This window comes from Paenibacillus sp. MMO-58 (genome assembly GCF_037146255.1).
In the GTDB taxonomy this organism is placed as follows: Bacteria; Bacillota; Bacilli; order Paenibacillales; family Paenibacillaceae; genus Pristimantibacillus.
The window spans coordinates 452,944-476,632 of sequence record NZ_JBBCVY010000003.1 but is presented as its reverse complement, the minus strand read 5'-3'; the positions used below and the strand labels follow the sequence as shown (position 1 = coordinate 476,632).

24 protein-coding genes and 1 pseudogene are annotated in these 23,689 nt (G+C 49.2%); 1 reads left to right on the top strand and 24 read right to left on the bottom strand.

Annotated features, from left to right (window positions below):
* Positions 1–24: 24 nt before the first annotated feature.
* From WFJ73_RS13270 to WFJ73_RS13180, 19 genes and pseudogenes are all read right to left on the bottom strand, one after another.
* Positions 25–852: a DUF427 domain-containing protein gene (locus WFJ73_RS13270; RefSeq protein WP_336773512.1), complete on the bottom strand. Its 828-nt coding sequence runs from the start codon at positions 850–852 to the stop codon at positions 25–27.
* A gap of 15 nt (positions 853–867) precedes the next feature.
* Entirely contained in the window at positions 868–2,406 is a 1,539-nt protein-coding gene (locus tag WFJ73_RS13265) for an HAL/PAL/TAL family ammonia-lyase (protein WP_336773511.1), read from the bottom strand.
* On the bottom strand, positions 2,399–3,514 hold the full coding sequence (locus tag WFJ73_RS13260; RefSeq protein ID WP_336773510.1) for a DUF917 domain-containing protein: 1,116 nt from the start codon (positions 3,512–3,514) through the stop codon (positions 2,399–2,401). The genes WFJ73_RS13265 and WFJ73_RS13260 overlap by 8 nt, the downstream gene beginning before the upstream one ends.
* A complete protein-coding gene (locus WFJ73_RS13255; RefSeq protein WP_336773509.1) occupies positions 3,507–5,189 on the bottom strand; it encodes a urocanate hydratase in 1,683 nt (560 codons plus the stop codon). The genes WFJ73_RS13260 and WFJ73_RS13255 overlap by 8 nt, the downstream gene beginning before the upstream one ends.
* A 7-nt stretch (positions 5,190–5,196) precedes the next feature.
* A complete protein-coding gene (locus WFJ73_RS13250) occupies positions 5,197–6,564 on the bottom strand; it encodes an LLM class flavin-dependent oxidoreductase (protein ID WP_336773508.1) in 1,368 nt (455 codons plus the stop codon).
* 16 nt (positions 6,565–6,580) lie between these two features.
* Complete coding sequence (locus tag WFJ73_RS13245; protein WP_336773507.1) at positions 6,581–7,525, bottom strand: ABC transporter substrate-binding protein; 945 nt, start codon at positions 7,523–7,525, stop codon at positions 6,581–6,583.
* Between the two features lie 24 nt (positions 7,526–7,549).
* Positions 7,550–8,200, bottom strand: a complete 651-nt coding sequence (locus WFJ73_RS13240; protein ID WP_336773506.1) for an ABC transporter permease — start codon at positions 8,198–8,200, stop codon at positions 7,550–7,552.
* Positions 8,201–8,245: 45 nt separating this feature from the next.
* A pseudogene (locus WFJ73_RS13235) lies at positions 8,246–8,980 on the bottom strand (ABC transporter ATP-binding protein); the annotation flags it as partial.
* A gap of 295 nt (positions 8,981–9,275) precedes the next feature.
* Positions 9,276–10,013 carry an IclR family transcriptional regulator gene (locus tag WFJ73_RS13230; protein ID WP_336773505.1) on the bottom strand — a complete coding sequence of 246 codons (738 nt, stop codon included), beginning with the start codon at positions 10,011–10,013 and terminating at the stop codon, positions 9,276–9,278.
* 139 nt (positions 10,014–10,152) lie between these two features.
* A complete protein-coding gene (locus tag WFJ73_RS13225) occupies positions 10,153–10,959 on the bottom strand; it encodes a DUF427 domain-containing protein (RefSeq protein WP_336773504.1) in 807 nt (268 codons plus the stop codon).
* Positions 10,960–11,210: 251 nt separating this feature from the next.
* Positions 11,211–12,110 carry a fumarylacetoacetate hydrolase family protein gene (locus tag WFJ73_RS13220; RefSeq protein ID WP_336773503.1) on the bottom strand — a complete coding sequence of 300 codons (900 nt, stop codon included), beginning with the start codon at positions 12,108–12,110 and terminating at the stop codon, positions 11,211–11,213.
* A 9-nt stretch (positions 12,111–12,119) separates the two neighbouring features.
* Positions 12,120–12,893 (bottom strand): SDR family NAD(P)-dependent oxidoreductase, encoded by a 774-nt coding sequence (locus tag WFJ73_RS13215; protein WP_336773502.1) that lies wholly within the window; start codon positions 12,891–12,893, stop codon positions 12,120–12,122.
* A gap of 89 nt (positions 12,894–12,982) precedes the next feature.
* Positions 12,983–14,080, bottom strand: a complete 1,098-nt coding sequence (locus WFJ73_RS13210) for a mandelate racemase/muconate lactonizing enzyme family protein (protein WP_336773501.1) — start codon at positions 14,078–14,080, stop codon at positions 12,983–12,985.
* Positions 14,081–14,118: 38 nt separating this feature from the next.
* The gene (locus WFJ73_RS13205; RefSeq protein WP_336773500.1) at positions 14,119–14,880 is read right to left on the bottom strand and encodes an SDR family NAD(P)-dependent oxidoreductase; all 762 of its coding nucleotides are present in this window, start codon (positions 14,878–14,880) and stop codon (positions 14,119–14,121) included.
* A 48-nt stretch (positions 14,881–14,928) separates the two neighbouring features.
* On the bottom strand, positions 14,929–15,594 hold the full coding sequence (locus tag WFJ73_RS13200) for a GntR family transcriptional regulator (RefSeq protein ID WP_336773499.1): 666 nt from the start codon (positions 15,592–15,594) through the stop codon (positions 14,929–14,931).
* A 125-nt stretch (positions 15,595–15,719) separates the two neighbouring features.
* Positions 15,720–16,451, bottom strand: a complete 732-nt coding sequence (locus tag WFJ73_RS13195) for a Stf0 family sulfotransferase (protein WP_336773498.1) — start codon at positions 16,449–16,451, stop codon at positions 15,720–15,722.
* Positions 16,448–17,035 (bottom strand): adenylyl-sulfate kinase, encoded by a 588-nt coding sequence (gene cysC / locus WFJ73_RS13190; protein ID WP_336773497.1) that lies wholly within the window; start codon positions 17,033–17,035, stop codon positions 16,448–16,450. Before cysC ends, WFJ73_RS13195 begins: the two co-directional genes overlap by 4 nt.
* Positions 17,036–17,198: 163 nt before the next feature.
* On the bottom strand, positions 17,199–17,468 hold the full coding sequence (locus WFJ73_RS13185; RefSeq protein ID WP_336773496.1) for a CD3324 family protein: 270 nt from the start codon (positions 17,466–17,468) through the stop codon (positions 17,199–17,201).
* Positions 17,469–17,813: 345 nt separating this feature from the next.
* A complete protein-coding gene (locus WFJ73_RS13180; protein WP_336773495.1) occupies positions 17,814–18,641 on the bottom strand; it encodes a phytanoyl-CoA dioxygenase family protein in 828 nt (275 codons plus the stop codon).
* A 128-nt stretch (positions 18,642–18,769) separates the two neighbouring features.
* On the opposite strand from WFJ73_RS13180, the gene WFJ73_RS13175 reads away from it, so the two are divergent.
* Entirely contained in the window at positions 18,770–19,666 is an 897-nt protein-coding gene (locus WFJ73_RS13175) for an AraC family transcriptional regulator (RefSeq protein WP_336773494.1), read from the top strand.
* Between the two features lie 21 nt (positions 19,667–19,687).
* On the opposite strand, the gene WFJ73_RS13170 is transcribed toward WFJ73_RS13175, so the two are convergent.
* The 5 genes from WFJ73_RS13170 to WFJ73_RS13150 form a co-directional block, all read right to left on the bottom strand.
* On the bottom strand, positions 19,688–20,437 hold the full coding sequence (locus WFJ73_RS13170) for a spermidine synthase (RefSeq protein ID WP_336773493.1): 750 nt from the start codon (positions 20,435–20,437) through the stop codon (positions 19,688–19,690).
* Between the two features lie 18 nt (positions 20,438–20,455).
* On the bottom strand, positions 20,456–20,680 hold the full coding sequence (locus WFJ73_RS13165) for a hypothetical protein (protein ID WP_336773492.1): 225 nt from the start codon (positions 20,678–20,680) through the stop codon (positions 20,456–20,458).
* Complete coding sequence (locus tag WFJ73_RS13160) at positions 20,680–21,000, bottom strand: YbjQ family protein (RefSeq protein WP_336773491.1); 321 nt, start codon at positions 20,998–21,000, stop codon at positions 20,680–20,682. The genes WFJ73_RS13165 and WFJ73_RS13160 overlap by 1 nt, the downstream gene beginning before the upstream one ends.
* Positions 21,001–21,258: 258 nt before the next feature.
* Positions 21,259–21,780 carry a metallophosphoesterase gene (locus WFJ73_RS13155; protein WP_336773588.1) on the bottom strand — a complete coding sequence of 174 codons (522 nt, stop codon included), beginning with the start codon at positions 21,778–21,780 and terminating at the stop codon, positions 21,259–21,261.
* Between the two features lie 207 nt (positions 21,781–21,987).
* On the bottom strand, positions 21,988–23,424 hold the full coding sequence (locus tag WFJ73_RS13150; RefSeq protein WP_336773490.1) for a PAS domain S-box protein: 1,437 nt from the start codon (positions 23,422–23,424) through the stop codon (positions 21,988–21,990).
* Between the last annotated feature and the right edge of the window lie 265 nt (positions 23,425–23,689).

Genomic DNA, 23,689 nt, shown 5'->3' with positions numbered 1-23,689 from the left:
TACGCCATCCCTCGCAATAAACGGTTACGCATTGGTCTTGCCAATGTTTCCGTAAGCAAGACGATCTTCTCCCCGTAGAACCCATTTCTCGCCATCGATGATAATCGCGTCGACTACCTCATTATAGAAGCTGTACCTGCCGGCAATTTCATGCACCTCGGGGAGTGGATTCTCGTATTGCCAGACAACGTCCTTGTATACTTTGTCGCCGACGCTTACTGTGTGGTAGGTGGCGAGACCTTTATATGGACATCTTGTGATCGTCTCTGACGGGATAAGATAGTTGAAGTCGATGTCCTCCTTAGGCAAATAATAGCGAGGTGTCAATCCTGTCTCTAAGAGAATGACCGGATTACGGCTATCCGCAATCACCTGGCCGCCCAGAAGTACTTGCACATGGCGAGAACTCGGTAAGGCATCAATGCGCGTATATGGATCCCGAGCGTGGACGAATATCTCTTCTTCTTCCTCAAACCAGGCATCGGCCTTCTTCCAAACAAATGCGATATAATCGGCGAGCAGCGCGCTTTTCGTTGTTGGTGTCGAATACGTCCAGGCAGCCCGTTCAATTAAGCCATTACCCGTATCGACATGCAAATACGTCGCTTCTCCTTTATTAGGGTTCAATTCGCGATGCGGAGATTCTAGCAGAAGATCCGTTCGCACGTCTGCTTTCGGAAAATAGTAGACCGGCAGCTTGCCGGTTTCCGTTACGACCAGTGCACGCTTGCTATCGGCGACGAAAACATTGCCGAACTTCACGCGGATCCAGCGGGGGCTCCGCTCCGCCCGAATTTGCCAATCTTCGCCTCCGATATCCCGAAGCGACCATTGCGGATCAAAATGTACCATTGTTTCACATCTCCTTTATATACTAGTAGCGAATGCCTCTCTTGCCGCTTCAAGCATTTCTCCGTTTTTAATCATAGCGTAGGCGGTTTCTATATCTTTACTGATGTTGCGGTCTTCCGCGAGAAACGATACCTGTTTTCGAAGAGCCGCATGAATTGAGCGTGTCCCCCTGCCAAGCACAGACTTACCGGTGGCGGCATTGCGCAGATCAACCGCCTGCGCGGCATGCAGCACCTCGATGCCGATGATCCAGCGCAGCCGGTCGAGGATCTCCCTCGTCTTTGCCACGACGAAAGGCGAATTGGCCGCGTGATCTTCGATTTCGCCTGCAAGCGCAAAATAATCGGCAGATGCCGGATTGGATAGATGTCGGATTTCCGCGTCGAGGGATGTCGCGGTTTTTTGCGCGGTGCAATAGCCGATTGAGGAAGCTTCGTTTGGTGTCAGAAAACGGCTCAAGCCGGTAAAGGAAGGCGTACCGAGCTTGATGATCCGATAACACGCGGCCCGTGACACATGATGCAGGGCACTGCCAAGCATCTCGAAGCCAAGCGTCCATGAGACCGCTTCGAAATTCGCGCAGGAGACGATGCGGCCCTCGTCCGCAAGCACGCATGGATTATCATCCGAGCCGTTTAACTGGATTTCCAGTTGCTCGGCTGTGTAGCCAAGCGCATCGTATGCTGCGCCATGAATGTGGCAAGCATCGCGGAAGCTCAGCGGATCCTGCAGCGATTCTGGATTATAATGCTGCCATATATCGCTGTCTTGTAGTGCCGATCGCACGCCGGCGACACTTCGCAGCTGACCTGGATACGGTCTGACGCGATGAACTCCCTCCTCAAGAGGACTGACGTTACCGCTCAACCCCTCTAGCGACAAGGCATATACGATATCCGCCAGCTCCAACAATTCACCAATTTCGTGTAAAACGAGAGCCCCCGTTCCAGCCGCGTGCGCATTGGAGCTGACGATAGCGAGCCCGTCTCTCGGCCCGAGTGTAAGCGGCGTCAATCCTGCAGCAGACAACGCCTCCAACGCGGGAAGTCGGCGGCCTTCGTATTCGGCCTCCCCTTCCCCTATGAATGCAAGCCCTATATGGGAAAGTGTTGTAATATCAGCTGCACCAACGGATCCACGCAACGGGAGTACCGGATGGACGCGTCGATTCAGGCATTCGGCATACCTCAGAACGATGGATGGATCCGCGCCGGAGCAACCAACCAATAACGTATTCAATCTAGCGAGCAGAACAGCCCGGACCTCGGGCTCAGATGCATAGGGCCCGATTCCCGCGGAATGGGAGCGAATCAGATTGCGGTTAAATTGTTCGAAGAAAACCGCTTCAATGGTTTTATCTTTGTTCCAGCCCACGCCCCGGTTCAACCCGTACACCGGGACGTCCCGATCGGCTAATTCAAAGATTAGCCGGCGCGCCGCGTTCACTCGTTCCCAAGCCGGCGCGGCGATTTCGATCTTCCTCCCGCCGTATGCAACCTCATATACGTCTGCTATCGAAAGGCTGCTGCCATCCAGGTGCAGTATGTCAGACATGCGCCTTCACCGTTTCCGGGAATGCATGGCGGTACAGCTCGATACCAAGCGCAAGTTCTACCTCTGGATAGACGCTAGGGTCTTTGACACTGGAGCTTAGCGGAATAAGAGACTTGTCGATAACGAAGACGCCGATATCCTGACCTGCTTCGATATGGCCAACGCTGACAGGTCTGCCGGTCTCCAGTGAGAAGGTTGTGATGACATCGGGGAACGTGCTCTTACGAATCCCTTGGTTGTCGACGACTGCCATATATTCGTTCATGACATGCAGCGTCAATCCGCCTTCGCCCTGCACGTCGATCTCGATCGTGCCGATATCGAACGCGCCTGAATAGCGAACGTTCTTCCGCGATACCTTACCTCGGCCAATGAACAAACCTCCCGTATGCGTTTCAATCGCCTTCAGGATGCCTTCGGCATCCGCGCCGCTCGCCTCAGCTTGCAGAATTGTGCGGCCCAATTCGATTGCAATGGAAATACCTCCTACGGCCGCGTGTTCCTTAATATAGCTAGCCGGCAACGGATGGCGGGCCGCGGCGATGAACCCGCCTGCCATATCAGCTGCCGTGCGCAGAATATTGGAGGTTTTAGCCGGGGTTCCGGTCGTCACTAGCTCGATATATGTCCCGCTATCCGGCTTACCGCCAGCTACGGCTTGAATCGTCTCGAAGTCGATGCGGGACGCAAGTCCGAGGGAACCCATTTTGCCCGTAGGGTGGGCACGGATGTCACCGGTCGCGTCAACAACGACGAGTCCGAGCGCCGCCGCGGGGAGCCACCCGTTAATGCTGCTGGACATGCCGTTTTGCGGCGTCATGACGCCGACGATTTTGCCTTCGTAACGCTCCTGAACCAGTTGAACGGCTTTAATATAATCCTTTCCGAGCATCTGCCAATCCGTGCCTGCCGGCGCGCCGATTGCCGTACAGGTCAGAACAATGGCATCCTCCGGCAGTTCGTCGACCGATACTAGTTTAGGCCTGCCAACCGTGACAGCAGCTCCGCCAATTTCAAGACCATGATCCACCCAACCTCCGCCGCCGGAGGCGAAGACGGATCCGCCTCTTACCGCGGCGACGACATCTTCATGTGTTAATTCACGCATTAGGATTACCTCCATATTGCTCCGTCGCGATGCGACGGATGCCTTTGTTTTGAATTTCGTCATGGGATTCCGTGTAGCCGGCGTCCGCGTATCGAAGGACGCCAAGAGTTGTATCGTTGGTCAACGAGGTGCGAAGACGCTCGTCCGCGATTTCGGAACCGTCGGCGACGACCGTAATGCCCGCACTCGTCATATAACCAGCGTATCCTCCGCCGCCGGAATGAATCGCGACCAGATCTGCCATGGATGAGCAGCTCATCATGGCATTTAGCAGCGGCCAATCCGCGATTGCGTCACTGCCGTCTTTCATTCGTTCCGTCATAATATTTGGATGCGCCATCGCTCCTGCGTCCAAATGGTCACGCGAGAAAGCGACGGGTCCCGATAGCTTGCCTTCCCGAACCATCGTATTTACCGCGAGGGCAAGCTTCGTCCGGTCCCCGTGGCCAAACCAACCGATGCGGGCGGGTAATCCTTCAACCGGAACATGGACTTTCGCCAGCCGGATCCAGTTTGCGACGATTTCGTTGTCGCCAAAGGCTTGAAGAATATAATCATCGATTTTTGCGATATCGCCCTGATCACCGCTTAATGCAATCCAACGGAAAGGCCCGATCGCTCGCGCGAACAACGGGCGCAGGAACGCTTCCGTGAAAATATCGATGTCAAAGGCATTTTCGACGCCGTATAGCTTTGCTTGGGTACGAATGTTGTTGCCGTTATCGAAAACAATGGCCCCCCGTTCCTTAAAACCGAGCAAAGCGCGGACTTCGGCGGCAATGGAATGGCCCGCGTCGTCCTTCAGCCTGTCCGGATTCTCAGCCCGAACCGCCACCACCCGCTCTGGTGTATAACCGCTCGGAATATATCCGTAAAGCAAATCATGCGCTGAGGTCTGATCCGTCACAATATCCGGCACAATGCCTCTGCGAAGCAGTTCCGGATAAACGTCAGCGGCATTGCCAAGCAAGCCGACCGACAGACTTTCGCGGGTCGTTACCGCTTCGCCAATCCAGCGAAGCGCCTCGTTCAGATCTGACGTTTTGCGTTGCAGATAGCCGCTCGCTAGGCGTTTGTCGATACGCGCTACATCCGCTTCCACGCATAAAATGGCGGCTTCGGCCATCGTTCCGGCTAGCGGCTGAGCACCGCCCATGCCTCCAAGTCCCGCCGTCAAGATAAACTTGCCGCGCAAGCTGCCTCCGAAATGCAGTCTGGCAATACTTTGGAAAATTTCGTAGGTGCCCTGAATGACTCCTTGCGAGCCGATGTACTGCCAGGCAGCCGCGGTAAGGCCACCCCAGACGATTAAGCCTTTCTCCTGTAAATCATAAAAATGCTCGCTTGTCGCCCAGCGGCCGACAAGGTTGCAGTTGGCCATGATGACGAGTGGTGCCCGTTTGTGGGTGCGAAATATGCCGATTGGTTTGCCTGATTGTATGACGAGCGTTTCCCCCTCCTCCAATTGTTTCAACGTGTCCACGATCGCGTGATAAGCAGGCCAGTCGCGGGCCGCTTTGCCAAGCGAAGCATAAACGATCAGTTCCTTCTGGTTCTCCCCGTTCTCCAGCACGTTTTCAAGCATGCGCAGCAGTGCCTCTTGCCGCCACCCTTTGCAGCGCAGTTTACTCCCCCGCGCAGCTTCGATTCGATTCTCGTTTGCATGTACCGTCATTGGGGATTCACCTCTTTGTTTGAGATTGGACGTTGGCGTATCGACTTTCGGGTCGTTTCAGCCCGAGATGATCACGAAGTGTCGCGCCGGTATAGTCCAGTCGGTACAGACCTCGCCGCTGAAGCTCAGGCACGACCAGATCGACGAAATCATCCAAGCCGCCTGGCAGGTGCGGGAACATGACGTTAAAGCCGTCAGCTGCTCCGGCAAGGAACCAGGCTTCAAGTTGATCCGCGATCTGTGTTGGCGTGCCTGCTATGCCGCGGGAATTAACCCGTTTATACAACTGGCGGATTGTCAGAGCTTCGCGTTCCAGCAGCTGCAGGATACGTGTCAAATTACTCTTGCTTTGATTAAAGCCTTCCAATTGGGGCACGTACGGGAGCGGTTCGTCCAGTGGATAATTGGAGATATCGCGGCCTAAATAATGCGAGAGAAGATCCAAGCCAAGACGCTCCGGCGTCAACTCATTTACGGCATCCAGTCTTTCTTTTGCTTCTTCTTCCGTTCTACCGATAATCGGCAGCACGCCCGGTAAAATTTTTAGATCATCCCGTGAACGTCCGTATTTAGCCATGCGGTCCTTGATGTCGTCATACAGTGCTTTTCCGTCTTCGACCGTGCCGAACGGCCCAAAGGCGGAGCCCGGCGCAAAGACGACCTCAGCCGAAGCGGCTGCCAATTCTTTACCTGCCTCCGACGCGCCGGCTTGAATGAGAACCGGATAACCTTGCGGCGGCCGCGAAACATTCAAGGGACCTCGTACTGCAAAATTCGCAGATTTATGATGAAGCGTGTGCAGTTTGGACGGATCAGCAAAATTGCCTCCTGCCTTGTCGAACAGAAGCGCATCGTCGTCCCAGCTGTCCCAAAGCCCTTGAGTGACGTCCACAAACTCCCTGGCACGACCGTAACGGTCTTTATGCTGCGGATGCTGTCCTAACCCGAAATTACGTGCTTCTTCGTCAGTTTGGGATGTGACGATATTCCATCCCGCACGGCCTCCGCTCAAGTGGTCCAGCGTAGCCAGTTTTCGTGCAATATGATAAGGCTCGTTGTAGGTCGTCGACACCGTTGCAGCTAGCCCGATCCGACTTGTGACGGCCGCCAGCGCCGAGAGTAGCGTAAACGGTTCCGGGCGAATGCTGTTCGATTGCGCAACACCGGATTCGAAGCGATCCCACACGTATAACTCATCCGCGTAAAAGAACATGTCGAACTTGCCGCGTTCCGCCGTTTGAGCGATGTGCTTATAATAATTGAAATCCATCAGGCCGGCGGCGTCCGATTCCGGATGCCGCCAGCTGGAGATATGCTCGCCTGCCGGAAAATACATCATGGCACCAAGCGCCATTTGTCGTTGTTTCTTGCTCATGCTTTCTGCCCCCCTTTTATTTTTTGAGCAAACCTTCGCTCTGCAGCCATTCCTTCGCTACATCATTTGCCGGACGCTTCTTCAGCTCCACTTCACCGTTCAGTTTCTGCATCTCGGCATCGTCGATGGTGCCGGCAAGTTTATTAATAATGTCCTTCAACTCGGGATGTTTCTCCAAGGTCGCTTCGCGAATGACCGGAATGGCGTAATACGGCACGAAGACGTGCTTATCGTCATCGAGTACGATAAAGTCTGCGGTAGGAATCTTGCTGTCTGTCGTATATACGTCCGTAACGTCGATAATACCTTGCTCAATCGCCTTATAACCAAGGGCATTGTTTTGAATCGTTTTGATCTCTTTGAATTTTAGATCGTATACCTTCTCTAATAGCGGCCAAGTATCTTCGCGCTTCAAAAATTCCTGACTCGTGCCGAAGACGATTTCACCCGCGTGCGCCGCCAGTTCCGAAGTGGATTTGATGTTCAGCTTACTTGCGACCTCTTTGCGCAGTACGAGTGCGTACGTATCGTTAAAGCCAATTTGGTCCAGCACGTCAATGTGGTTCTTTTCTTTAAGCTGCTGCTTGACGACGTCGTAGGCTTTCTGCGGATCATATTCGGGCTTGGCCTTCAGGATATTCAGCAGCGCCGTTCCGGTATATTCAACATAGGTATCGACGTCACCCGCATCGATCGCTTTCCACAGCAGGTTATTGTCTAGCGTCGTCACGTTTGTTTTCAGCTTCGTATTATCCTCGATCAGCAGCTTAATGGCGTTGGCCATAATATCGGATTCCGCGAAGCCTTTGGTTGCGATGGTGATCGTATCCTCCGCCGAAGACGAGGCGGACTCCGATTTCCCGCAACCCGCTGTTCCTAAAAGCACAAGGAATGCCAGCCCTCCAGTGAATGCCACCTTCCGCCAATATCTGCCATGCACGCTCACTCTCATGTTCCCCATTTCATATCTCCTCTCGAGTTTTCCTTATTGTTTGGTATAGTGACGCAAGCCCTTCGGCGTTAAAACCCGGTTCAACCCCAACAGCAGGACATTAACCACGATGACGAGCAGCGATACCGGTATAGCTCCCTCCATGATGGTAGTCGTATTAATCATGAAAATACCCCGCGTAATGATATCGCCGAGTCCGCCGGCGGCGATGTACGTGGCGATGGTCGCCAAACTAATCGTTTGCACGGCCACGAGCCGGACCCCCGCCATGATAACGCTGCGCGCTATAGGAAGTTGAACCATCCATAAAATTTGCCATCTCGTCATCCCCATTCCCGTTCCCGCCTCTATAAGCGCGGGATTAACTCCGCCGATGCCAACGTATGTATTTTGCAAAATGGGCAGAAGCGAATATAACGTCAACGCGATAATCGCCGGTTTCGTTCCGATGCCAACAAACGGGATCATGAAACCGAACAGTGCCAGACTTGGGATTGTCTGAATAACCGAGACAACCGTAATGACGCCGTTTGCCAATCTGCGATAGGCGGTCAATGTAATACCGGCTGGAATGGCGATAAGGCACGCAATAAGTACCGATAGGAACGATAGCCGAAAATGTTCGCCGGTTTTCTGCACGATGAGCGGCCAATCGGCTTGCAAGGTGTTCCACACTTGATCCATAAGCGGATTACTCCTTTCAAGTAATTAAATGCTGTATTCGCCATACCGTTCAGTACCCAAAAATTCGCGGACGAAATGTCCAGCTGGCTGATCTAGGAGTTGGGCAGGCGTCCCCAATTGGATGATGTTTCCTTCACGGAGAAGTACGACCAAATCAGCAATTTTCAGTGCCTCGTCAATATCGTGTGTCACGAATATGATTGTTTTCTGAACTCGTTCGTTCAGCTTGATCAATTCTTTTTGCAGTTGTACGCGACTGATTGGATCGAGTGCACTGAAAGGCTCATCCATAAGAATAATGGAGGGGTCGGCGGCGAGGGCGCGTGCGACTCCTACGCGCTGCTGCTGCCCGCCGCTTAGTTCATGCGGATATCGGCCTCGAAATCGCATAGGATCAAGTCCGATCAGTTCAAGCAGTTCATCCGCACGAGCATTGTAACGCTGTTTCTTTTCCCCCTTTAGCCGTGGCACGATTGAAATATTCTCAGCGATCGTCATGTGCGGAAACAATCCGATTTGTTGAATGACATACCCTATTTTTCGCCGCAGCGTGACCGGGTCTAGCTGCGAGATTTCTTCCCCTTCGACGAATACGCTGCCTGATTCCGGCTCGATCAACCGGTTGATCATCTTAAGTAGCGTCGTCTTCCCGCAGCCTGACGGACCGATGATCGTAACAATTTTTCCAGCCGGTATAATGAGATTGAATCCGTCCAGCACATTGCCCGAACCGTAGTTTTTCGTCACTTTCCTGAATTCCACCGCGGTACAGTTGTTCATGGCGTTCTCCCTTCCGTAAAAAAAATATTAAACTTATCTTTTTAGTCAGATTTATAGATGAAAAATGAGTCCTTTTCCCTCCTTTTTGAAGTGTCCGATACAGACTATCGGAATTCTTCCGCTCCCGGTAAACAAAAAAGGTCTCATTTTCCCTTCCGGGAAAATGAGACCTCCTATCGCCAGGTGAGCCTCTTAATTATTACAATGTGATAAACACATCTTATAATTTAATATTATTATGGAATCATGGTCCTGTCAATGAAATATTTTCTAGTAAACTTGTCGGAATTATAAGCTATCCATTCCCTAGCCTGCGCGACAACCGCTCGGATGCATCAAGCAAATATCCTGCCATCTCCTTGTCGTATTCGGCATTGCTGCGAAAATTCGGACCCGCTATGGAAATACTCGCAACGATGAGCCCATGCGCATCGAAAATCGGGGCTGCCATAGCGAAAATATCGGGATCGACTTCACCGTGCGTGATGCAGTAACCGTTGTTTTTGATAATCTCAAGATCCTCAGCAAGCTTTGACCGTTCCGACTCGGAACCAAGCGTGTCAAATACACGTTCGATCGTCCGTTCGTTTTCATAAGCGAGTATACATTTTCCCGACGCGCCGGAAGCGAGCGGCAGCACGCGGCCATTTTCCACGGCGAATTGCAGAAGACCTTGGCTCCTCACGTTTTGTATACATACGCAGTTCAGTCCTGTCCGTACGAACAATACGGATGTTTCTTGGGTTTGCGCAGTCAATTCCTCCATGATTGGCAGAGCGAGCGGCAATAACTCGCGGTGCATCTGCTGGCTGAGACTCCTTGCCAAGTCTAAGATCCTTAAGCCAAGGCCAACTTGGCTCTTTCCACGCCGCTCTACGATGCCGTTCTGTTCAAGCGTCTGTAAAAAACGATAAGTTGTGCTCTCCGGAATGGATACTTTCTCGGCAATCTCGCTTACCGTCAGCGTATCGTTGGCTTCCGATAAAGCAAACAAAATATCAAGCGCCCTATTCAATGTTTGTGTTCCGTTCATGATGCCCCCCTTGTACAAGTACGTGTATAAATATATTACATCGCCTCAAAACGAAAAAAAAAAGACTTCCTGCAATCAGGTCAGTCCCGTTAGCCTTCATTCCACTATTCTATTAATCATGCAGCATTTGAATTTAGCTTTAGGCGAGCACCGGTTTAATTTCGTTCGCGTTAAAAAAATCGAGCGCCGAGAGATGCCAAGTTAATTCGCCGTCCCGTTCGCCGTCAATATACGTCTCAACGCGTTCATTATAGAAAGAAAGGAGCCCTTTGATTTTCGGGATTTCGGGAATCGGGTTCTCATAACTCCATACGATATTCTCATGCGTTTTACTGCCAATATTCGCGGTCCAATAAGAAGCTTCCCCTTTGTAAGGGCAACGTGTCCGATGTTCCGTCGCCGTAAGCAATTCCTGCCTGACATCTTCCGCTGGCAAATAATAACGCACCGGAAGGCCAGTCTCAAATACAATAACAGGACGCTGGCTCTCCGCTACTGTAATGCCGTCGATTACGACGCGAATATGGCGGGAGCTTTGCAGCGCATCGACGCGCTTATACGGGTCGCGAGGATGCACGAAGATTTCTTCTTCTTCCTCAAACCAGGCGTCAACCTTGTTCCAATAGAACGATACATAACCTTTTATCGCTTCGGATGGAGCAATTGCCTCTTGATACCCCCAGACAGCATTTTCGGAAACGCGGCCGTTGGCTTCGATAGTCCAATACGACGCATCGCCTTTAAATGGGCAATAGGTAGTGTGATCCGTTGCGACGAGCAAGTCAGTCCGGATGTCCTCGATCGGGAAATAATAGACTGGCAAATGACCGCGTTCATGCAGCGTCAGTACCCGTTTGCTGTCGGCAATCGTTTCTCCGGCAAACTTTACGCGAATCCTTCTCGGATTGGCGTCGATTTTAACAACCTTTTTTGTGTTCGTGCTCATGCTTAATCCTCCTTTAAAATATCATATATAGGTAAGTTGTTATCACAATGAGATAATAACATGGAATTTTCAGGGGCACAATCATATTCCTACTATTTTTATCGAAATTATTATTTAAATATGGAGGCGCCTAAATCTTGCAGGAGATTAATCGGTCGGAGATGCCAATAATGCATAAAATTAAACAGCCGGTCAAATTGACCGGCTGCAACGAACGTTCAAGGTTTTTCTTTCTGGGAAAATGTTAGTCCTTATTCCTTCACCATACGGTTCGTAATGCTGCCGAGTTTCTCGATTGAGATTGTGACCATGTCCCCGTCCTTCAAATAGACTTGCTTTTCCGGCGGGTAACCAAGCACGACGCCTTCCGGCGTTCCTGAAAGAATAATGTCTCCCGGCGAGAGTGTCATATGCTGAGAAACGTAGCTGACGATCTCTTTGCAAGGAAAGATCATATCGGACGTGTTGGAGTTTTGGCGAATTTCTCCGTTTACGGTTGTTTGGATTGCTAGGTTGTTTGGGTCGCCTACTTCATCCGCCGTGACCAAGTAAGGACCAAGCGGCGAGAAGCCATCGCATGATTTGCCAAGCAGCCATTGTTGGCTCCTCATCTGCAGGTCCCGCGCGGAAATATCGTTGACGCAGCAATAACCGAATACGTGGTCCAGCGCATTATTTTCGGAAAGATATTTTGCTTGCTTACCTATGACGATAGCAAGCTCAGCCTCGTAATCCACTTTGCTCGACACGCGCGGGAGCGGTACATCGTGTCCGTGCCCCGTGAGCGTGTTGTTGAACTTGTTAAACAAAATCGGATAGTCCGGAATCGTCGCGTTTGTCTCCTCCGCATGCCGGCGGTAATTGAGTCCGATACAGATGATTTTTTGCGGATTCGTCACGCAAGGACCGTAGTTAAGCGAATCTGCTTCGAGCCAATAGGGGCTCAGGTGAGCGGCGGAAGAGGTTTTCTCCGCAAGATTGCCAAGCGCTTCGACAGCCGGCTTTCCTTCGGCAATGACGGAATGAACATCCGTTGGCACTTTGCCGGCCATACCTAGCTCCCGTGCAGAGGAAGAGACGTCGAGTACGCCTAAGTCCGTTTTGACTCCAAGTTTATATTCGCCGTTCTCTATAAAGGTTAATAGTTTCATAATTTCCTCCTAAGCGTTTTTTCCGAATACGACTCCTCCGTCGATATATAACGGGGATCCCATCATGAATTTAGATTCATCCGACGCGAGAAAGACAGCCGCTTGCGCAACGTCTTCCGGCCTGCCCAAGTCTCCGCTCAGCTGGCGTTTGCGCAGTGATTCGTAGGCTATATGGGGATCGTCATACGATCTGGCAAGAAAATCTTCAACAAACGGCGTTAGTATCGTTCCTGGCAGCAAGGCGTTTACGCGAATGTTGTATGGGGCGTAATCAACTTGCATCGATTTAGTAAGGGCCAGCACGGCGCCCTTGGACGCCGAATAAGAGGCGCGGCGAGCAAGTCCGATCTCCGCGATGCATGACGACATATTGATGATGTTACCGGATTTACGCTCCATCATGCCGGGAAGGACGTATTTGCTCATTAGAAAAACGCCGCGTACATTGACTTCGATTACCTTGTCCCATTGCTCCGGCTCGGTCTCGTGAATGGCGCCGACACCGCTGATTCCCGCATTATTGAAGAGCACGTCGATGCGGCCGTACTTCTCATGCGATTGTTTAACAAGCTCTTGCACGGACTGCGGATCGGCGACGTTCGCTTGTATGAATGTCGCTTTGCCGCCTTTGTCTCGGATCTGCTGTGCGGTTTCTTCTCCTTTAACGGGATCAAGGTCGTTCACAATGACGAAGGCGCCTTCATCGCCGAAACGCAGCGCCGTGCTTCTGCCAATCCCCGAGCCCGAGCCGGTGATTAAAGTGACTTTATCGAGTAACCTCATGGGGTGCCTCCAATCTTATTCTTAAGCTTATAGCCGAAGAAAGTTGATGCGCATCAATTCTTAGCATCATCGGATCTTCCCTTCACTAATTATCGAATCCGATATTCGTCGAAGTATCGAGGCAAGATAGTCGTGGAAGCACCCGGCATTTGCGGCAGTACGTAATGACCGTCCTTCACCGTTGCCGGCTCTTCGAAAATATGCCGGATCCACGGAATATACTCGAGCATGATGGCGCTTGGCGTCGAAGCGACGAGGTGCTGATGAATTTGGCCCATATCGCCTACGTGAGGACAAATCGGCACGTCATAGGCTGCAGCCAAACCGGCTACTTGAAGCCATTCGGTAATCCCCGCAACACGGGTTACGTCCACTTGGCAATACTCCAACGCACCATTGTGAATATAATCCCGGAAGGCATACTTGTTGTACACGTGCTCGCCTAAAGCAATCGGTACGTTTAGTTCGTCCGCAAGCTTTTTATGTCCCAAAATATCGTCCGGATTGAGCGGTTCCTCCAGCCAGAACAGATCGAATTCCTCCAGCTTTTTGCCCCATGTCATTGCCGTGTTGATGTTCCATTGCTGGTTGACGTCGATCATGAAGATAACATCGTCGCCGATCGCTTTGCGTACTGCTTTGCAGCGATCATAATCTTCGCGCGGATCCGGCTTGCCGACTTTGATTTTAACGCCCGTAAAGCCCGATTCTACGATCTCCGTTACGTCTTTAAGCAAACGTTCCTGTGACCAATTAAGCCAGCCGCCGTTTGTGTTATAGGCTTTAATAGGCTTGGATTTCGCTCCGCCGAGGTACTGCCATAATGGCTTGTTAGAAGCCTTCGACATAATGTCCCAGAGCGCGATATCCACCGCTGCCAAAGCCATATGAGTCACGCCCGACCGTCCGATCCAATGCATTTTCCCGTAACGCATCTCATTCCACAACTCTTTCACCATAAAGGGATCTTTACCGACGAGAAGCGGAGCGTAGTATTTGTCGATCGTATCGACGATCATATCGTCGCCATGCGCGCAAGTACCCGTGTAACCGTAACCGATAAATCCTTCATCCGTATAGATGCGAACGCCCGATAATCCCCAGTGCGTGGCTACGTTAATGGCATCGGTAATCGGGGGTGTAATCGGGACATGCAGAACAAAGCTTTCGACCTTTGTGATCTTCATCTTCACAGGCTCCTTCGTATGTATATTATGGTCATCTATTAATACCCAAGCGAAGCGCCGCCGTCGACGGGAAGCGCAACCCCTGTCACGAAACCGGATGCATCGCTGGCCAGAAAAAGAGCGGTCTGCGCGACTTCTTCCGATGTCGCAGGTCTGCCCAAAGGATGCATGGCGTTCAAATCTTGGACGGTTTGAACCGGATCATCCTGTTGGCTGATCCATTGCTCCAGCAATGGCGTCGTAACGCCAGCGGGACAGATGCTGTTCACGCGAACGCCGTATGGAGCGTAATCCAGTGCCAATGCTTTGGTCAGGGCGTTCATCCCGCCTTTGGTTGCCGCATAGACCGGATTCATTTTTTGTCCGATCAGACCATTCAGCGAAGACATATTGACAATCGATCCCCGCGTATTTTTTAGTTCCGCGATGGAATGCTTGATCATCAGAAAGACGCTCTTGAGATTCACGTTGAAGATTCGATCCCACTCTTCCTCTTCAACCTCTTCCAGATATTTAGGCATGATGGCTGCTGCGTTGTTTACCACAATATCGATGCGTCCGAATTGACGCACCGTCTCTTGGATGAGCCGCCGTACTTCTTCGTCCTTGGACACATCGGTCTGAACAGCGACGATGTTTCCGCCATTGGTCTGCATTTGTTCAATAACGCGTGCTGCATCGTTCACAATCCGGTTAGCGATAACCACGTTTGCTCCTTCCGCTGCGAATAACCGGACGATTGCTTCCCCGATGCCGGATGAACCTCCGGTGACAATGGCCGTTTTACCCGATAACTTCATCTTTATTCCCCCTTTATCATGTATCGTACACGATTTTAGATAAAAAACTTATACAAAGAACGCACGCGTCCGTTTGTACGAGTTTTCCAGATGCTTTTTAAGTGCTTGTTCCGATGACTGCTGATCCCTTACCATCAGAAATTGAACGATTCGCATATGCTCTTCCCACTCATCTTGAATCAACTGAGCATTCAAATCCTTTTGGTACAGGGCCAAATATCTTTGAATTTTCTCAATATAAGATTCGATTAAGCTTTTCAACGATTGGTTGCCGCAGTAATTCAGAATCAAGCCATGCAAGCTCTCATTCATCTGGGCAATAACCTGAATGCGCTGCTCGCCCGACGAGAGATCGGAACTCGGGTACTCTTCCATCTCTCTTTTCAATTGTTCCAATTGCGAAGCCGGAATCGAATGAACAGCTTTGCGGATAGAGAGACACTCCAGCTCCATTCGGATTTCGAACATTTCGTCCAGCTCTTGCAGCGACATCTTGGCTACGAACATGCCTTTGAAAGGTACCGTGTCTACCAAGCCCTCGGCTGCTAATCGGGACAGCGCTTCGCGGATCGGGATGTTGCTGACCTCGAGATCGCGGGCCAATTGATCGATGTTGATTTTCTCGCCTGGCGCAATCTCGTGGTTTAGAATATGGCCTTTAAGCAGCGTGTAGATTTCTTCCGTTAGTACATAACGATTTAAGTTTTTTTTCATCACATCATCGCCTTGCCGTTTCATATATCATACACGATTTATTCTAGCTAATCTTTCCTTTTATTGCAACACTGTATTTCTCCCCCTTTTCTATGTCCCCAGCTGCAACAAGATTCCGAGTCACGCTACCATCTCACATTCGTCCATCCCTTCTGGCTTTCGGTGCGATAACGTTGAACCCACTGCTCCGCATACTCATCAGCGAGCTTATCGAATGCTGGTGGCGCTATTTTCACACCTTCTGTCCGAATGCCGAGATACTGAAGCACTCTCAGGACCGTACCTTCATAATCCTCAATGAAATCCTCATAGACAACTGTCATTGGGGAGATACCGTTTTTCGTGAAGAATTCTTCAAGCGCTGCCTCAAACATGACACTTTCCTGAATGAGATGATGTAACGCGTCATAATTGTACTGGTCTGCAAGGTTACATTCCTTCGGCTGTGTGCCTGTGCTTCTATGCCATTCATCGGATACGATGGCTCTCCACCACGATACGGCTAGCCTTACTTTGTTGCGGCGGGTCATGAAGATATGTTTGTTGCAATTTGGGAAGGCAGTACTCCACACCTCTGCGCTCGATACTTCGGATGACAGATCGAACATTTTGCGGAACGCATCGATCCATTGCTGCTCATATCCTATTTTGATACCGAAGATACCATTCGGCGTCGTACCATGCTGCCATATATTCTCAAGATTATTTAAATTAAACGCTGCTGGATCATTCCACTCGTAATGCAGCCATTCCGCGGGATCACCTGCTACGCCTGTCGAAGTGAGCGCTTTATTGAGAAGCGTGCTGCCCGTACGCTGCGAGAACCATATCGTATAGCTTTGTGTTGGTTTTTTCATTGAATTTCCTGCTCCTTTTGATGGATTGAATATTTTCGATCAATAAATTCAACGAGCTGCTGTGCGCATTGCCCTACTGACCGATGCTCTGTATCTAGGGTTAGCTCCGGCTGCGGCGGCGGTTCATAACGTCCATCGATTCCTGTAAAATCACGTATTATTCCTTTTCGAGCTTTACGGTACAGCCCTTTAGGATCTCGTTGTTCACATGTGTCAAGTGAACATCGCACATACACCTCAGCGTACGACTGTTCATCGAAACGCATGCGAATCAGCGCTCGCATTGCCTCTGTAGGCGTAATCATTGGTACGAGGACGATAAAGCCAACATCCAAGAACATCGCAGTTACCTCAGCTGTACGCCGCAAGTTTTCCGTTCGATCCGCTTCTGTATAACCAAGATCAGAATTTAACCCAGCCCGCAGCATATCGCCATCAAGCACGACACAACGATAACCGCGATCGATTAATAACCGCTCCACCCGCAGACTGATTGTCGTTTTGCCAGAGCCGGACAAACCGGTAAACCATACAACCCCTACACGGTGTTGATTGGCAAGCTTAATTTCATGTTGTTTGATCATACTCTCTCCTTTCTATACAATAACTTGCGTATTAATTGGGAACGGTTTCTATTTTATCAACTGTTACCCATCCAAGAATAGGCAACAAACCGTTCAACCGATTCTTGACTTATAACAAAAGCCGCAATGGAGTAGATCCAATGCGGCTTAAGGTTAAAATCTTCTATTTCTTTTTTGCATATACTATTTTTTTAATCGTGTCGCATGATAAATAGAAGCGTTCCGTAAGCTGGTCGATCGTCGCACCTCGCGAGAATAATTCCCGTATTTGGCCATTACGCTGTTCAAGCCTCTGTCTTCCGCCAGATTTGACGCCCCAGCCTGCACGGTCTCCCTCCGGCTTCGGCACGTACATCATGACGCCATTCATATATTTCTGAACTTCCCGCAGCAGCTGCTCCGGCAAGACCATATCCGCTTTAACATATTTCATGATAGTTGCCCCACTCCTACGTAATAGATTTCATTACACTAGGGGCAAAGCCTATCACTATAAACGTTCAAGCTACCTAACGCATAGGCGGTTTATCAAAAATCATGTATCATGCTCTATACAAACAACCGCCGTTGTTTATAGTGTAGACTTTGCACAGAGCAGCGTTTCTTCGATCATCGGTAGTACCTCCTCATTTACTTCAAATATCGTGTTCTTATGATTGAGATATTAATGTCAATTCCTTATATTGTAAAGTAAAACTCCTATTTTTAACTTCAATTTATTAAAAATGGCAGCCGATTAGGGATCAGCTGCCATTTTATCGATTCGAACGATTCTTTCTTATTTGCTGTAAAGCAACGGGAAATATTCATTGTTGAAAGGCTGTCCGTCATATGGTCGAGGACCAATTAGTCGAACATTATCATGTCTACCCCTGCCTTTTTTATAAACCGTATCCCCAGGCATCAGATGCGCAACGATGGAAAGGCGCGGTTGCTCTGACAGATTTGGTCCGGAACCGTGGAACGTTAATCCATGGTGGAAGCTAGCCTGGCCGGCTTTCAATAGGCACGGCTCATCCTTCCATTCCCCCAATTCGGAAAACTTCCGCTTAAGACCATCCAGATCCTGGTCGAAAAAAGCAGCGCTTCCTTCGACCACTCCCCACTTGTGAGAACCCAATATCGTTCTCATTCCCCCATTGCTTAGATCGGTATCCTGCAAGGCAATCCAGACGGTTACCATATTCGTTGTACTGCTGCATTTCCAAAAGCCATAGTCCTGATGCCATCCTACATTGCCCAGCATTGTTTCCTGTCCTGCGGCGCTAGGCTTGTAGATGACTTGATCATGCCAGAGTCTAATCGAGGATTCACCGATTAAATCAGCGGACATACGTCCTAAATCCGGATGAGTTACAACGTGTTTAACCTCGTCATTAATCCACCAGCCGTTATCGTGTTTTCGCAGCGCTATTTTATTCTCCGGAATACGAATATCATGCATGGGGTAACCATCGCCGTCGAAGTCGGATGCCCATATCCGTTCATGGGCCAATCGAAGCTTTTCAATCGTCTCGTCGTCAATAAGCTTAGGGCTGATCCAATATCCGTCACGTTCGAAATCCTGTTTATCTTGCGCAGTCACTTCATGAGGAATAAAACTCATTCATCCACCTCTTCGTCTATAATTGTTGATTCCCATTTAAGATATCAACTTTTCTAGACTTTGACTTCCCGGAAACTATCGAATAGGATTTTATACATGGATATGATTTGACACAAGGAGACTTGCCAATGACAATCGGGAAAGATCGTTCAGGACGTTGGGTATATGATGTGGAGGAAAACGGCAATTCCGATGCCGTACAGGTTCCTGAACTTCTCATGCTTGGCTATGATCACTTCACCGAAGCGCTAAGATTGTCTCATCATGAGCATGATGGAGCCTTTGAATTTGTGTTCATAGAGAGCGGCAAAGTAACATGGGAGGTCAATGGACAAAATTATGAAACAAGGGCTGGCGAGATGTTTCATACCCGACCGAATGAGCCTCACCGGGCGCGTATGGACTATATGGAGCCCTGCTCGATCTGGTGGATGATTGTAAAAATGCCTTCGGCGGATTACTCATGGCTTGGTCTAAGCCAAATTGAAGCCGATGCCGTTATAGAAAAACTGCAGAATCTGACTAGGGTTTTGCGGACGGATGCCCAATTGAAAATAAGCTTCCGAAGGCTGAAGCAAGTTCTTCAAACGGAAGCGCAGCCCTGGCTCAAGCTGAAAGTCCGCCATATGGTGCTGGACCTGATTCTTAATATGACCGAGCCTCCTCCTGATTTGCATATCGCAGAGGATCTGCAAGCTGGTTTGCATTCTATTGTAGAAAACATACAACGAAACCCTGAGAAGCATTGGAACAACCGGGACATTGCTGCCTCCATTGGGGTGAGCGAATCCCATTTTTACCGATTGTTCCGGCAAAGTTTCGGCCAGTCGCCTTCTTCATTCGTTGAACGTTCACGCGTAGAGTATGCTGCTCAGCTATTGGCGCATTCAGATACTCCCATTACGAGCCTTGCATTAAGTCTGGACTTCAAGACGAGTCAGCATTTCAGCACAGTGTTTAAAAAAGTTACCGGCATGACTCCCAGCAAATGGCGTTCTGCGCATCATAAACCAATCTATGAATAAATGGATTGATCAGAATGAAAATCAGCCCGACTCCTTGATGACATGTCCCGGAGCGGGCTCGAACGGAACGAAACCGGCCATATCCCGAGCCCGGTATTCGATACGGCCATTCCGCCCAGCAAGCAGCACGTTCCGTGTTTCTGACGCCCGGTCCGCGGGCAGCATGAAGGCCGATACGTGAGTGAAAGATTCGCGCAGCGTTGCATGAAGGGCGCCGATCAGCCGGTCGCTAGGTCCTTTGCCGGTCACGTTCAGCACAATCATTCCTCCGGAACCCAGCTTGTCCGCGGCTGTCGCAAAGAAACGGTCCGTTGTTAAATGCCGCGGTACGCCTTTGTCCGTAAAGGCGTCCACGATGATGCTGTCGTACAACTCCGCTTCCTCCCCTTCCAATATACGGCGCCCGTCGCCGATCGCGATCAATTCCCCCGCGGAAACAAAAAATTGTTCGCTAGCTAGGACAATCCGTTCGTCAAGCTCAGCGGTCTTGAATCGTGCGCCCCGGCTATGCTGGGCGATCGTCCCTATCCCGTGTCCAATCTGAAAAACGTTCTCCAGCCCCGGTTGGTTATGTTCCAGCAGATGGAGGATCGCCTGCGGATATTCGAACACGATCCGCTGTGGATCGTCTAGGTCGAGCGCTCCCTGCACGGCCGCATCCGAAAATTGCAGCACCCGGAAGTTCCCCTTCTTCCCGAAGAGCTCGTTTACGTCGCCCACGACAAATCCGTCGCGCTTTTCATAAGCGGCTGCTTCATAAAGCAAGCGCATGGCGCAGGCCTCCTTTCGTTATAACTTGCGGTAAAATCTATCTCCTGTTTCAGGATTATAATAAACCCTGGTTTTTTCGTTAGTTACAGGATCGATATTAATTTCATTCGTCGCATGGTAACCATCGGGAACCTTTGTACCGTGGTTGCGGTTGAAACGTTTGTCGTAAATGAAATAACCTAGCAGAATGCACAATAGGATCAATATACCTTCCAGTACATAATAGCCGATTACCCATTTCATTAAATTTTCTCCACGACGACAGCCGTTCCGTAAGCAACGATCTCACTCATGTTCTTACCAATCTCGCCTGAATCATATCTCATCATAACAATGGCGTTCGCGCCCATTTGAGTGGCATTTTTGATCATGCGGTCCATTGCTTCTTTCCGCGAATCTTCAAGCATTGCTGTGTATTGTTTAATTTCACCGCCAACGAGGGATTTCAAGCCAGCCATAATGTCGCCGCCAATCCCTCTGCTTCTCACAATAAGACCAAATACAGGTCCTTTTACTTCGACAACTCTGTAACCTTGAATATTTTCAGTTGTTACCGTAATCATAGCTAATAGCCCCTTTTCGAATTTAGTTTGGATTTCATCTTAGACGAAAGATTCTATACGAGGACGTAAAGTCCTGTCTTCTTGGTTATTGCTGATTTGGTATATATTCTTTACTTCGTCAACTCAAACTGGTCTAATAGCCCGCCGTCCACGTCATAAGCCTTGTAGCTCAAACTGTCCCCACTTATTATGGTTGCCTGCAAACATCTGTTTATTATTTTGAAAATGAACCTTCTGGTAGAACTGCTCTTCCTTCTTCTAGTTGAATTTTTGTCCAGAAGTATTTGTCACCACATATACCGTACCTTCGGCATCGCTTACGATCTTGTTATTCCTTAGCGGGTAAGAACGGGCATATTCATGATTATGGCCTTGCAGGACAAGATCAACTTTGTATTTATCGAATAGGGGAACGAACTGCTTCAGCACCGATTCCTTCTGATTTCCCCCGTATGGTCCGCGATGAAGGGAAACGATAAGCCACTTTTTGTTCGTAGCCGCAAGATCTTGCTCCAGCCACTTTGCCTGGTCTTTAAGTTTGGATTCCGTGTTTAACATAACGAAATGAGCTTCGCCAAAATCGAAGGAATACGTTGTTCCAACGATGGAGCTTTCCGAGCCGTTGACGGGTACGTTGAAATGGGAGACAAAACGTTCAGCATGATCATCCACTTCGTCATGGTTTCCGGTTACGGGCATAAACGGAACTGCCGTGACCCATTGTCTAGCTTCGCCAAACAGATTTTCCCAACCTGATTCATCGTCGGGATTCTCTGTCAGGTCCCCATTATGAATAATAAAAGAGGATTCGGGAAACGTTTGAAATGCCTTATTCAGCGTTTTACCCCATACCTGATAAAAGAAAGACGAAAAAGATGAATATTCGCCGGTTATTTCGAGTTGGAATCATTGTAATATCATCCTTTCCTATAAAAAATAAAAAAGCCTAAAGCATACTTAAACTTTAAGCATACGTAGGCCTAAATACTATTTGTTGATCGGCAAAATAATTTCAACGATCGTTCCTTTCCCGACTTCACTCTCGATTCGCATCGTTCCTTTATGATTTTGGATGATCCTCATCGAAACCATTAATCCTAACCCTGTTCCTGTTTCTTTCGTAGTGAAAAATGGATTGCCAATCTTGGCTATGTCATCATGCGGGATTCCATAACCTGTGTCTTTAATTCGAATGTTTATTTTATCCTTCATTTGCTTAGCTTGCAGAGTTATTTCTCCGCCTTTAGGCATGGATTCGATGGCATTCTTAAAAACATTGATAAAGACTTGATTGATACTGCTTTGACATTGAATCAGCGGTAGATTGGCATCGAATTCTTCTTTTATTTGAACATTGTATAAGTTAGCTTGTCCCTCGAATAATCTTGTCACGTGAGTTAATAGATATACCACGTCCCTTAACTCATAGACTTCATTTGACGGTTTGGCCAACACGAGAAGTTCGCTTACAATTTCATTGATTCGATCGATTTCCGATATCATGACGTCATTGCGCAATTTCTTTGAACCATCCCGATCCTCTTTCAAATACATTTGCATAAATCCTCGTAAGCTCGTCAACGGATTTCTAATCTCATGAGCAATCCCGGCTGCAAGCTCGCCAATTAAGGAGAGCTTCTCTGATCTCCGGATTAATTCTTCCGAATGAACCCGATCGGTTACGTCGCGGCCCATGCTGATCACATGTTGAATTTCTCCTGCGGCATTTCTTATTTTCTTAGAGTGAGCTTCTTGCCAGATATAATGACCGCTTTTATGCCGAAGACGGTACACGAATATTCTGCTATCCGATTGGTCCGGATTACCCCGCCTTAACCAGCCGCCGTTCAAATCATCCGGATGCCAGTATTCATAGGCATGCTTCCCGATAAGTTCTTCTGGTTCGTATCCGATCTGGTAACGGGCAGCTGGCGATACATACGAGATAATTCCGTCAGGGGTTAAGCGTAAAATAACGTCCTGCGAATGATCGGAAATAAGCTTGTGTAATTCTTCAATCCTCTTGTACTCTTCTTCTTTCTTTTTTTGTTCCGATATATCTACGATTTGGGAAATGAAAATATGATTGCCGTCAATCCCTTGTAAATTTCTCTCGACAGTAACATTTAGAAGTCCCCAAATAATGGTCCCGGATTTATGAATATACCTTTTTTCGATTTGATCGCCGTCGATCTCACCCTGTACCAATTTGCGCCATAATTCCAGATCTGCTTCCAAATCGTCAGGATGGGTATCAGAAAAAACGCTTTGATTGATTAATTCACTTTCGTTATATCCTAACATTCTGCATAAAGAAGGATTAGCTTTTAGATAACGTCCATCAAGCGTTAAAAAAGCCATTCCAATTGGAGATTTCTCGAATGCATGTAAAAAAAGATTATGGTCGTTGAAATTTGGATACATCTAATCCTCCGTTGAAAAGCAGTTGATCCTCAATAAGGCATTATACCAGCCAATCTCATTTGCTTCCATATCTCTTGCTTTTCCCTGAACGGATAGCAGCCGGCAAGATGAACTCGGCTCTCGGCTGAAAACAGGGAAATTGTACCTGTAAGCGCTTAACTGTACCTTGTCCGGCAGTCGTCGCACCCACTATGATCGGAGCAAAGAAAGCGCTGTCTTGCAGGGTTTCTCCTACCGGAGGTCTGCGTTTCTTGACGACATTTTA